This is a genomic window from Pseudomonas sp. N-137 (genome assembly GCF_034555295.1).
In the GTDB taxonomy this organism is placed as follows: Bacteria; Pseudomonadota; Gammaproteobacteria; order Pseudomonadales; family Pseudomonadaceae; genus Aquipseudomonas; species Aquipseudomonas rhizophila.
The window spans coordinates 260,208-271,333 of the sequence record NZ_JAXUDQ010000006.1; the positions used below are offsets into that span (position 1 = coordinate 260,208).

Consider the following 11,126-nt stretch of genomic DNA (forward strand, 5'->3'; position numbering starts at 1 on the left):
CGCCTTTAAATATCGTCAGGAAATCCTTCGACCGGGCCTGCCCATAAACACGACTCAACCGGGAAAGGAACATTGTCCAGTTGATTGGTATTGACCCCAATGCGTTGAGCGCAAATTTTGTCAGGCTCGCCAACTTTTTTAATCTTGATGAATCCGCTATTTACGTAATCATCCACTTTCTTCATCTGTTTTGGTTTTATCCATGCGAGGTTGAAATACAAAACATAGACTTCTGACAGTTTGCTAATGCCGAGTTTCTCTTTTTTCTCTCGTATTTCAGACGGCGGTATGGTCGTTAAATAGAAACCTTCTTCATGCTGCTTTTTGAACCAGGCCCACTTTTGAGGTTGATTCATCGTGCATTTCCACTCCCGGACGGCAGGGGTGCCGATTTGATTATCAGTGATGGATTTGGCCGCTGACTGGGTGGTGTAGTGATAGAACTTCATAAGGGCTCCGGTCCAACTCAGAAAGTCTTAACAGGCGATGAACCACGACGGTTTGTCACTCCAACACCCACTCCGCCAACTTCCCCGTCACCTGCGTCATCAACACATTCTCCACATCCCTTGCTCCTGCCGCGCTGCACTTGGCCAACACGGCCTTGACGATCCCTGCGTCGAACTCGAACTGCTTGCCGGTCGCGGCCTTATACCGCCCACGCAGTTTCTCCAGCTTGGCCAGGACAATGGCTTCCAGCGTCGCCTCCTCCAGCGGCCGATACGCCACCACCGTCATGCGCGCCAGGAATGCGGGGCGAAACGCTTGCAGCAAGACTTTATGCAAGGCTTCGTTGAACGCGTCGCTGCCCAGTTGCGCGGCTGGCGTGTCCAGTAGCAGTTCGGCGCCGACGTTGCTGGTGGCGAGCATCACCGTGTTCTTGAAGTCCACCACCAGGCCGGTGCCGTCTTCCATCAGGCCTTTGTCGAAGACGTTGTAGAAGGCCTCGAGCACATCCGGGTGGGCCTTTTCGATTTCATCCAGCAACACCACCGAGTAGGGTTTGCGCCGCACCGCTTCGGTGAGCACACCGCCGCTGCCGTAGCCGACATAGCCGGGCGGGGCGCCTTTGAGTTGGCTGACGGTGTGGGCTTCCTGGTATTCCGAAAGGTTGATGCTGATCAGGTTGCGTTCGCCGCCATACAAGGCATCGGCCAGGGCGTAGGCGGTTTCGGTCTTGCCCACGCCGGTGGGGCCCACCAGCAGGAATACGCCGACCGGCTTCTGCGGATCGGTCAGGCCGGCGCGGTAGGCTTGCAGGCGCTGAGCGATGGTGTTCAACGCGGTGTCCTGGCCCATCACCCGCAGGCCCATGCGCTGACCGAGGGTGCGCACGGCGTGGGCTTCGTCGGCGAGCATCTTGCCTACCGGGATGCCGGTCCAGCCGGCGATCACGGCGGCGACGGTCTTGCTGTCCACCTGTTCGGGTACCAGCGGATCGTCCTGGCGAATGGCATCCAGGCCGGCCTCCAGACGCAGCAGTTCGGCAGCCAGGTGGTCGATGCGGTTATCGATCTCGGTGTCGGGCTTTTCACCGTCGGCGCGCTCGCTCAAGGCCAGCAGCTCGCGGCGGGTGTCGAGCAGTTCGCGCACCGCTTCGCGCTCTTCACCCCAGCGGGTCTCCAGCTCGCGGATGGCCTGCACGTTGCCGCTCGACTCGGTTTCCAGCAGGGTGATGCGCTCGCGGTGATCCAGCCCGGTGGCCTGCTCACGGCGCAAGCGTTCGACTTCGTCCTTGAGGCTGTTCTGGCGGTGGCGCAGGCTTTCCAGGGGCGGCGGCACATCGTGTTGGCCGAGGGCGACCCGCGCGCAGGCGGTGTCGAGCACGCTGATGGCTTTGTCCGGCAACTGTCGCCCGGAAATGTAGCGGTGGGACAGTTTCACCGCCTCCTGAATGGCCGCATCCAGCACGTGTACGCCGTGATGTTGTTCCAGTTTGGTCGCTACGCCACGGAGCATTTCCACGGCGGTGAGTTCGTCCGGTTCTTCGACCTGCACCAGTTGGAAGCGACGGGCGAGGGCCGGGTCTTTCTCGAAGTATTTTTTGTATTCCAGCCAGGTGGTGGCGGCCAGGGTGCGCAGTTCACCCCGGGCCAGGGCCGGTTTGAGCAGGTTGGCCGCGTCGCTGCCACCTTCAGCGCCGCCGGCACCGATCAGGGTATGGGCTTCGTCGATAAACAGAATGATCGGTTTTTCAGCGCTGCGTACAGCGTCAATCACGCCTTTGAGACGCTGTTCGAACTCGCCCTTGACGCCCGCGCCGGCCTGCAACAGGCCCAGATCCAGCACGCGCAAAGTGACCTCCTGCAACGACGGTGGCACGTCGCCTGCGGCAATGCGCAGGGCCAGCCCTTCCACCACGGCGGTTTTGCCGACGCCCGGCGCGCCCACCAGGATCGGGTTGTTCTGCCGACGTCTGAGCAGGATATCGATGCACTGACGAATCTCACCGTCGCGTCCGACGATGGGATCGATGCGTCCGTCCCGAGCGTCGGCGGTCAGGTCCTGGGTGTATTGGTCGAGCACCGGGTCCTGTTTCGGTGGTGCCTCACCGGGTTTTACCGGGCGCACGCCGCCGACATGTTCCCGCGAGCTTTCGGTCCATTCCAACAGATGGGCGCGCAAGGCCTCCCGGGGAATGCGCAGCAGCGACGAGGCACTGTTGAGCAACAGGCTGCGACGCTCATCACGGTCCAGCAGTGCCAGCAACAACAAGCCGGAACGAATGCTGTCCAGGCCCAGCACGCTGGCCTGCACCACAGCATCTTCCAGCAGGCCGATGGTTTGCGTCGACAGGGCCGGCGTGCGGGTACTGCCGGATTTGAACAGCTCCAGGGCCTTGTTGATTTCTGCCGCCACCGCGTCGCGCTCCAGGCCAAAGCGCGGCAACAGACAGGCAAAGTCACCGCCTTCGATGTCCAGCAGTTCCAGCAGCAGGTGCTCGATTTCCACATAGTGATGGCTGCGTTGCAGGCAGCGTTGCGCGGCGCGTTCCAGGGCGCGACGGTTGTCCGGGTTGAGGCGTCCGATCAGGCTGGCCAGTTCCATTTCAGGCGATCTCCGGCTGACGAAGGCGAGTTTCGATCCGTTGTACGGCAAGGTTCGGCTGGCGTTGCAGGCCACCGTTCCAGCTCAATCGCGGCGGCGCCTGGCGAACCAGTTGCAGTGGCCCGGCGCCACGGATCAGCAGCACCAGACTGCAATCCAGATCGGGACCGAAGTACAAGGCGTAAAGGCTGGCGAGTAACGGATGGGTCTCGCCGGTGGGCAGCAATGCACTGGCCTGAACTGCGGTCAGCGGGCCGAGGGTCAGGCGCACGCCGGCATGTTCGTCCCAGACCCGAGTGCCGGCGACCGCGCTGTGGCCCAAGCGCAAGTTGCGCCCGCCGGGCTGCAAGCGGCTGCGGCTGGCGGGGGGAATTTCGCGCCAGCCACCTTTGTAGGCGGTCAGTTCCACCGGCAGCCCGAACTGTTCGCGCACGATGGCCGCAAACCCGGCCAGGGAGCGCCGGCCATCGGCGTACAGTGCGGTACACGCCAGCACGCCCGCATCGGGCGCGGCCTGGCGTTCTTGCAACGCCTTGGGCAGCAGGCCGGTCAATGCACGCAATTGCGCCTGCACGGCAGACGCCGCCGGTGCGGTAAAACCCAGGGCGATGCGGTGTTTGCGCATCACTTTGTAGAGCAGGCTGAGCAGACGATGCTGGAACAGGTCGAGAAACTCCGCCGGCGCATGATCGCGCGCCCGTGCCCGTTGTTGCAGCCATTCCTGATAGGCGTAGGGCAAGGGGCCGTCGGGGCCGCCGAGGCCAAAGATCGGCGTGGTCAGGATGGGTGCCGTGCCGGGCTCCTGCTTCAGGCTTTCGACTTCACTGGCGGCGAACAGCGGTGTCAGCGGTCCCCGCAGGCGCAGGGCTTCGGCGTGGGGCGCGGTGCCGCTGCCCAGGGTTTCGGCCTGGGGCTGTTCGCGCTCCAGCACCAGCAATGCCTGAAGCCATTCGAAACGATGCGGGTCGCGCCGCAAACGTTCGCTAAGGTTCAGAGCGTCAGGGGTTTGCCGGCTTGGGGTTGCCATGTTTTCACCTCCCTGTCCGACTGAACGAGTACGGTGCGCACGAAACGATTGGCGGTGGCATAGAGGGAAAAGAACTGCGCCAGCACCCCGGAGAACAGCACGGCACTGCTGCCGACGAAGTGTTGCGGGTCCAGTTGCAGGCTTACTTGCAACCCGTTGCGCCACCCGCGCCAGGCGTCTTCGCCGACATGGGCGATGACCCGGTCACAAGCCAGTTCCAGCACCCCGGCGATCTGTCGCCGGGCGCTGGCCTCGTCCCGCAGATTGTGCAATTCGAGAATTTCCCGCAGCGCGTCGAGAGCCTGGGGACCTTCCACCAGCGACAGGTGGTTGAGGGTCAATTGCGACACCAGTCTCCAGCGCGATTCGCCATCCAGGCGTGGCAGGCTTTGCGGGCTGGGCGGGTTGCGCAGACGAGCCCAGGCCACAGGCCCGGGACGCTCAAAACCCAGCGCGGTGCCGGACGGCAGGCTCTGGGCCAGATGGCGGTTGGTGCACAGCAACTCGGCGGTGAGGCTGTAGTCCCGCGTGTCAGCCAGCGGGTCGAACTGAGTGTCCACCAGGCTGACCATCAAATCGGTGCCCAGGCGATTGGGGCTCATGCCGCTGACTCGCCGCGCATGCCAGTAATAGGCCTGGTCGTTGCCGTGCTGGCTGCCGTAATAGGCCGGCACTTTGCGCACCCCCTGGCTCGACGTCGCGCGCATGCCGCGGATGCTGTGGATCTCGACGCTGTTCTCTCGATGACTGTCGGCCACCAGGCGGTATTCGCTGCGGGTGCCGTCCGGGCGTAGCGGCTCGGACGTCCTGGGGAACAGGTTGATCACTGGCGCGCAGCCCAGGGCGATGTCGCTGGCCTGGAGCGGAAGGCGGCTGACGGGCGCGCGGTCGAACACGATGTACAGGTACAACGCTTGGCTGTCGCTGGACGCTCCGGCCAGTGGCAGGTCGAAAAAGCCGAATTTGTCGGGGAAGGCAAAGTACTCCGCCAGCAGGCGCATGCCGGGATGCACCCCGTCCTCGTCCGGCAGCAAGGCTTGATCACTGGCGAAACCGACGATCTCCGGCAGGCCGGTCAGGGGTTCCGGCACGCTGCCCGGTGGGCCGGCCAGGACCTTCACGGCATGGGCGCCGAGCAGGTCATACAGCCAGGCGTTGATCATTGGTGAGGCTGCCAGGTGCACCCGCAGAGAATCGATCCCCAGCGTCGACCATTGGCTTTCCCCCAGGCAACGCAGGTTCAGGCGCAAGGCGGAACGCGCCTGCACCACCCCCGTCAGCGCCTGAGCCTCATCGCTGCCCAGCAGCAACGCTTCACTGACTTCGATCGGCCACAGGCGCACGGCGGCCGTGGTGCGAAAATGAATGCTCTGCCCCTTGTCGGTGGTGACGAACAAGGGCGTGTCCCGGGGCAGGGGGTAGCCTTCATTGAGGTTGCCTTTGCTCGGGTCGGGCTCGAACTGCACGATGGCGCAGGACGGCAGAGGACGCAGGGCCAGAGGGTAAAGCTGTTCGAGCAAGGCATCGCTGAACTCGGCGTAGTCGTCGTCCAGTCTTCGCTGCAAGCGGGCGGCCAGCAGTGCGAAGCCCTCCAGCAGTCGCTCGACATGCGGGTCCGGGCATTCGCCGGGAGACAGCTCCAGACGCCTGGCGACCTTGGGGTAACGTTCGGCGAACAGGCTTCCGGCATGCCGCAGCCAGGTCAGTTCACGCTGGTAATAATCCAGCAGTTGCGGGTCAATCGAGTCGCTCATGTCGTACCTCAAGGCCGTCGCCGGCGGGCTCGATGACAAATGCCACGGGCCATGAGTGCTGGTCGCCGCGCAACTCGCCCAATAGCCGTATGTTCAGTTGCTGGGGATGACCCGGCACAGGGTTGACCTGGACCTCGCCCAATCGCAGGCGTGGTTCGAAGTGGTTGATGGCTTGACGGATCTCGCGGGTCAGTTGGCGACGGTCATCGCTGCGCTGCTGTTGTAGCGCCGTCCAGTCAGCGATGCCGTAATCCAGGATGCTCGGCGGTTCGGTCAGCGCCTTCGGGCCGCGTCGGGTGTTGAACAGGCGCAGCAGTTCGGCATGAACCGAGTCCTGCAGCGCCTGCCGGTCGAACGCCCGCTCAGGGTCTTGCGCCGGGCTGGCCAGGCGTTCGAACAGAGGAGGGCGAAGCCCGAAACCAGCCATGGGCGCGGCTTCCTTACTTGGTCATCTTGTTGGCCGCCAGGTCCCACGTTGTGCCCGCCGTGCCTTCCTTGGTGCCGTCGTCTTTCTGCGCGGTGAGTTCCCATTTGATCTTGGTGAAGTTCAGCGACAGGGTTTCCACCGGTTTGCCGCCCGTACCGCCACTGACGCTGACGTTGGACAGCACGACGTTGGTCAGGGTGTAGACGATGAACGGCATGATCTGGCCGCTGCCTTCGGCGGCGTTGCGACCGATGGTGATGATGGCTTCGGGGATCGGTTTACCGGCGCAGCAATATTCGTTGAGGGTGGGGGTAGAACTGTCGACGAATTTGGTCAGGGTGAATTCGCCGATGTGGGGCCTGCCGGACGTACGTTCCGAGTTGCTGACGTCATTGGTGACTTGCATCGCCACGTTGTGGCTGTAGGACATGACTTCGATTTTGTCCGTGAAACCCTCAAGCAGGCTGTCGCCCTTGATGTCGCCGCCGAGGTCGAGAATGATCGCATCCATTGTGTGGAACTCCTGAATAAGACGAGATTGGGGGTGCCCAATACCGTTAAAAACGAACGCCGAACCTGTGGCGAGGGGATTTATCCCCGCTGGAGCGCGAAGCGGCCCTAAATCTGACCACCCTAAGTGAACCGCTTAGGGGGCTGCTGCGCAGCCCAGCGGGGATAAATCCCCTCGCCACAAGCTCCTCGCCAGAGGTTTCGGCCGTCAGGCCGCTACCGGCGGCGGCAGGGTCGCCACCAGGCGGATCGAAGCAGTCAGCTCCTCCAGCTGGAAGTGCGGCCGCAGGAACACCGTAGCCTTGTAGGCCCCTGGCTTGCCCGCCACCTCCGTGACGTCCACCCGCGCTTCGCGCAACGGGTACTGCGCCTTGATCTCTTGCGGCGCGTTGTCGTTGATCAGCACGTAGTCGGCGATCCAGTTATTGAGGTAGGTCTGCACGTTGTCGCGGGTCATGAAGCTGCCGACCTTGTCGCGCATGATGACCTTCAGGTAATGGGCGAAACGCGAGGCGGCGAGCACATACGGCAACATCGCCGAGATTCGCGCGTTGGCGTTGGCCTCGTTGGTGTTGTAGAGCTTGGCCTTGTTGGTGGTCTGGCCGCCGAAGAACACGGCCACGTCACTGTTTTTCTTGTGGCACAGGGAAATGAAGCCCAGGTCGTTGAGTTCTTTTTCGCGCCGGTCGGTGATCGCCACTTCGGTCGGGCATTTGAGCGACAGGTCCCCGGAGCTGGTGCGGAAGGTATGGGCCGGCAGGCCTGCTACCGCGCCACCGCCTTCGGCCCCGCGAATCGCCGCGCACCAGCCATATTTGGCGAAGGCTTCGGTGATGCGTTGCGACAGCGCCCAGGCGGCGTTGCCCCACAGGTATTTACTGTGGTCGGTGCCGTTGACGTCCTCGACGTAGTTGATGCCTTCCACCGGCAGTGTGTCCGGGCCGTAGGGCAGGCGCAGCAGAAAGTGCGGCAGCACCAGGGACACGTAGCGCGAATCTTCGCTTTCGCGGAACGAGCGCCACTTGATCAGCTCCTGGCTTTCGAAAATCTTCGACAGGTCACGGGGCACGGCCAGCTCGGTGAAGCTGGTCATGTCGAACAACCGGGGGCTGGCGGCGGCAATGAACGGCGCGTGCGCGGCGGCGGCGACGTTCGACAGTTTTTCCAGCAGGCCGATGTCCTGGGGGTGGCGTCCAAACGTGTAGTCGCCCACCAGCAGGCTGAACGGATGCCCGCCGAAGGTGCCGTATTCTTCCTCGTAGATCTTCTTGAACAGCGCGCTCTGGTCGAACTCGACGGCTTTTTCCAGATCGTTCTGCAGTTCTTTCTGGGTCACGTTGAGCAAGCGCAGTTTAAGTCGCGTGCTGGTTTCAGTGTTTTGCACCAGCAGATGCAGGCCGCGCCAGGAGGCTTCGAGTTTTTGCAGTTCGGGGTGGTGCAGCACTTCGTTGAGCTGGGCGCTGATCAACTGATCGATCTGGCTGATGCGGTCGTTGATCATGGCCACGGTGTCCTTGTCGATGGCCATGCCTTCGTCGAGGACCTGGGTGGCGAATTCGGCCAGCATGTCGCGGGCGTAGTCCTGCTGGCTGTCGTCGTGGGCCATGCGGCCTTCGGCGATGATCTTGTCCAGCAGGGACAGGGTCTGGGTCGTGCTCTCGCTGGTTTGAGCGCTGGATGAAGCAGGCATGGCTTTATCTCCCTTGAGTAATGAGCGCGATCAGGCCTGTGGTTCGGCCGGGGCTGGGTCATCGTTGGCGGCTTCGGTCGGCAGGTCTTGCGCATCCTGAGGGCGGGCTGACTTGATCTCTTGCAGGCCTTCGGTGTTGGCGATCACGTCGCGCAGCAGCTTGTCCAGGTCGTCGTTGCCATCAAGCTTGGTCAGCAGGTCCCGCAGCCGCTGGCGGGCTTCGAACAGCCGGCGCAGGGGCGTGACCTGCTCCACAACCTTGACCGGGTCGAAGTCGTCGATGTGGCGGAAGTTGAGTTCGATGTTGAGCTTGCTGTCGTCACCGCTGAGGGTGTTATTCACCTGGAGCGTGGCGCGAGGGGAGATGGAGGCCAGTACCTCGTTGAAATTGTCGCGATCGATTTCGGTGAAGCGCCGCTCGTTGAGCTTGGGCAGCGGGTCCAGTGGTTTGCCCGAGAGGTCGGCCAGAATGCCGACCACCAGTGGCAATTCTTTCTTTTCGATGGCATTGCCGATTTCCACGTCATAGGTGATCTGGACGCGGGGAGGACGAACTCTGTCGAGCTTGTGCTGGGTACTTTCTGCCATGGCGGCCGACTCCGATGCATGTAGGGAGCAATGCATCGGGGGGCCCGCTCATCGCATTCCCTTGCTGATCCGCAGGTTGCAAATGGAGGGCAGTAGACCTGTCATTCCCTTGACGAACCTGGTGCATTCGACTGTGTGGGTCGAACTACCCAAGACGCTAGAACAGGTCTATAAAAATGCAAGCAAAAACAATTTTTGACCGCTGAGAAAAGGAAGATTCATTTTGCGTGTTCTTTTTTCCGGATTTTTTTTGAGCGTCGCGCTCACCGGTTGTTCGCTGTTTGCTCCCAGTGTCGACCTCGACAGCCTGACCCTGGACGTCGCGCCCCGAGCCAATGACGACACACCCATCGCAGTGGATTTTGTCGCCGTGAACGACCCGGATCTGCTCAAGCAGCTGTCGGGAATCAGCGCACGCCAGTGGTTTGCCGAGCGCGAACAGTTCCAGCGCGACTATCGTCAACTCATGTCGGTGTGGGGGCTGGAGCTGGTGCCGGGGCAATTCATCGACCGCCAACCCTTCCCTCTGGAGGGCAGGCGCGCCGCTGGACTTTTGGTCTTCGCCAGCTATAACACTCCCGGAGCCCACCGGCTTCGGCTGGACGATCAGCGCCAGGCTTGGCTGAAGTTCGAAAGTCGTGAGATGACCCTGGTGAACGATGGCCAGCTTGCCAGTCAGCCTTGAGTGACCGCGGGCCGCCCTGGGGCGGCGTCATTGGGATGTCGAAGGGAGTCGTATGAGTCTGTTACCTGACGCGGTTTGCTGGCACGAGGGCATGCAGTTGCTGCCCCAGCACTTCCAATTGCAAGGCCTGCGCGCTGAAGCCCTGGCCGCGCATTTTGCCGGCGCCTGCAACCCCTGGTTCTGGGGTGTCAGCCAGTTGGAGGTCGACCCTTCGGCCCTCAGCGCCGGCCAGGTCCGGCTGTTGCAGCTGCAGGGCACCTTGCCGGACGGGTTGCCGGTCAACGTGCAGGCCGGGGTCGGGCCGACCCTGGAGCTGGACATCACCGAAGCGGTGAACAAGACCGACGACGCGACGGTGACCGTGTACCTGGCCATCAGTCCGCTCTGGCGCGCCGGGCAATTGCTGCCGCTCAAGGGCCGGCTGCAATCGGTAGTGGGTGACGCCTTGCCGGACCTCACCAGCGGCGAGTTCCCCGAGTCCATCACGGTGTGGCGGCCGAACCCTCGGCTGTGCACACAACTGAGCAAGGCCGACTCGATCTGCCTGCCGCTGTTGCGCATCCGCAAGGAGGGCGGCGGTTTCCTGCGGGTGGCCTACACACCGCCGACGCCGATCCTGTTGCCGGAATCGATTCTTGGTCGGCGAGTGGCCGGGCTGTGTGCCAGGGCCCGGGAGAAATGCCTGTTCCTGGCCGGGCGCCTGCGTCAGGCCCAGGCGGCCGGTAACCAGGACGATGCCATGGAGATTCGCCGTCAATTGACTGCGTTGTGGGCGCGTTTGCCGGAAGTCGAAGGCGCGCTGAACACCCGGGTGGCGACGCCCCAGGCATTGCATGGTCTGCTGTTGGGGCTGGCTGGTAGCTGGTCGGCGCTCGATCCGCTGGCCGGTGTCCCGGCCTTTGCGCCATTGGATTTTCTTGAGTTGCAACGCGGCTATGAGCCGCTGCTGGACTGGTTGGAAAACACCCTGGAGCTGGTCCGCGCCGGTTATCGCAGCCTGGCCTTCGAGCGCGATGACCAGGTGTTCTCGATCCAGTTGCCCGACGACCAGCCGAACCAGCGCCTGGTGATCGGCCTGCGTATGCCCAACGGCGCCAGTGAGCAAGCCGCCGCCGAGTGGTTGCGCGGGGCGATCATCGCGTCGGCGCCGCACATCCCGTTGTTGAGTCGCCAACGCATGAGCGGTCTGCCCCATCAGGCCATGAGCCGCAACGAACAGGTGGCCTACAGCGTGGGTGACGACACCCGGTTGTTCGTGGTGGCCGCCAGTGGGCAATGGTTCGATGGGCAATTGCCGTTGCACATCGTAGCGCCGGCCTCGCATCAGGCCAGCAGTCCGTGGCAAGTGGTGTTGTTTGTGGCGCAAGCCGGTGAAAGCGCCTGATCGTAAAAGGGGA

General features: G+C 62.9%; 10 protein-coding genes. 2 read left to right on the forward strand and 8 right to left on the reverse strand.

What is annotated here, in order from left to right:
* Positions 1 to 5 precede the first annotated feature (5 nt).
* From T3A99_RS03510 to tssB, 8 genes are all read right to left on the reverse strand, one after another.
* Positions 6 to 449 carry a hypothetical protein gene (locus T3A99_RS03510; RefSeq protein ID WP_047225731.1) on the reverse strand — a complete coding sequence of 148 codons (444 nt, stop codon included), beginning with the start codon at positions 447 to 449 and terminating at the stop codon, positions 6 to 8.
* Between the two features lie 55 nt (positions 450 to 504).
* Positions 505 to 3,048 (reverse strand): type VI secretion system ATPase TssH, encoded by a 2,544-nt coding sequence (gene tssH / locus T3A99_RS03515; RefSeq protein ID WP_107322341.1) that lies wholly within the window; start codon positions 3,046 to 3,048, stop codon positions 505 to 507.
* Between the two features lies 1 nt (position 3,049).
* On the reverse strand, positions 3,050 to 4,075 hold the full coding sequence (gene tssG / locus T3A99_RS03520) for a type VI secretion system baseplate subunit TssG (RefSeq protein WP_188250795.1): 1,026 nt from the start codon (positions 4,073 to 4,075) through the stop codon (positions 3,050 to 3,052).
* Positions 4,039 to 5,829 (reverse strand): type VI secretion system baseplate subunit TssF, encoded by a 1,791-nt coding sequence (gene tssF, locus T3A99_RS03525; RefSeq protein ID WP_188250796.1) that lies wholly within the window; start codon positions 5,827 to 5,829, stop codon positions 4,039 to 4,041. The genes tssG and tssF overlap by 37 nt, the downstream gene beginning before the upstream one ends.
* Positions 5,813 to 6,256 carry a type VI secretion system baseplate subunit TssE gene (gene tssE, locus T3A99_RS03530; protein ID WP_047225735.1) on the reverse strand — a complete coding sequence of 148 codons (444 nt, stop codon included), beginning with the start codon at positions 6,254 to 6,256 and terminating at the stop codon, positions 5,813 to 5,815. The genes tssF and tssE overlap by 17 nt, the downstream gene beginning before the upstream one ends.
* A gap of 13 nt (positions 6,257 to 6,269) precedes the next feature.
* Positions 6,270 to 6,767 carry an Hcp family type VI secretion system effector gene (locus T3A99_RS03535; RefSeq protein ID WP_047225736.1) on the reverse strand — a complete coding sequence of 166 codons (498 nt, stop codon included), beginning with the start codon at positions 6,765 to 6,767 and terminating at the stop codon, positions 6,270 to 6,272.
* Between the two features lie 207 nt (positions 6,768 to 6,974).
* Entirely contained in the window at positions 6,975 to 8,456 is a 1,482-nt protein-coding gene (tssC, locus tag T3A99_RS03540; protein WP_047225737.1) for a type VI secretion system contractile sheath large subunit, read from the reverse strand.
* Between the two features lie 30 nt (positions 8,457 to 8,486).
* The gene (gene tssB / locus T3A99_RS03545) at positions 8,487 to 9,044 is read right to left on the reverse strand and encodes a type VI secretion system contractile sheath small subunit (protein WP_047225738.1); all 558 of its coding nucleotides are present in this window, start codon (positions 9,042 to 9,044) and stop codon (positions 8,487 to 8,489) included.
* 223 nt (positions 9,045 to 9,267) lie between these two features.
* Between tssB and T3A99_RS03550 the strand changes: the two genes are divergently transcribed.
* Both T3A99_RS03550 and tssK read left to right on the forward strand, forming a co-directional pair.
* The gene (locus T3A99_RS03550) at positions 9,268 to 9,729 is read left to right on the forward strand and encodes a hypothetical protein (RefSeq protein ID WP_047225739.1); all 462 of its coding nucleotides are present in this window, start codon (positions 9,268 to 9,270) and stop codon (positions 9,727 to 9,729) included.
* A 52-nt stretch (positions 9,730 to 9,781) separates the two neighbouring features.
* Positions 9,782 to 11,113, forward strand: a complete 1,332-nt coding sequence (gene tssK, locus T3A99_RS03555) for a type VI secretion system baseplate subunit TssK (protein ID WP_107322345.1) — start codon at positions 9,782 to 9,784, stop codon at positions 11,111 to 11,113.
* The last annotated feature ends 13 nt before the right edge of the window (positions 11,114 to 11,126 follow it).

Coding starts and splice junctions, on each gene's coding strand:
- T3A99_RS03510 (WP_047225731.1), bottom strand. CDS start 449: ATGAAGTTCTATCACTACACCACCCAGTCAGCGGCCAAATCCATCACT.
- tssH (WP_107322341.1), bottom strand. CDS start 3,048: ATGGAACTGGCCAGCCTGATCGGACGCCTCAACCCGGACAACCGTCGC.
- tssG (WP_188250795.1), bottom strand. CDS start 4,075: ATGGCAACCCCAAGCCGGCAAACCCCTGACGCTCTGAACCTTAGCGAA.
- tssF (WP_188250796.1), bottom strand. CDS start 5,829: ATGAGCGACTCGATTGACCCGCAACTGCTGGATTATTACCAGCGTGAA.
- tssE (WP_047225735.1), bottom strand. CDS start 6,256: ATGGCTGGTTTCGGGCTTCGCCCTCCTCTGTTCGAACGCCTGGCCAGC.
- T3A99_RS03535 (WP_047225736.1), bottom strand. CDS start 6,767: ATGGATGCGATCATTCTCGACCTCGGCGGCGACATCAAGGGCGACAGC.
- tssC (WP_047225737.1), bottom strand. CDS start 8,456: ATGCCTGCTTCATCCAGCGCTCAAACCAGCGAGAGCACGACCCAGACC.
- tssB (WP_047225738.1), bottom strand. CDS start 9,044: ATGGCAGAAAGTACCCAGCACAAGCTCGACAGAGTTCGTCCTCCCCGC.
- tssK (WP_107322345.1), top strand. CDS start 9,782: ATGAGTCTGTTACCTGACGCGGTTTGCTGGCACGAGGGCATGCAGTTG.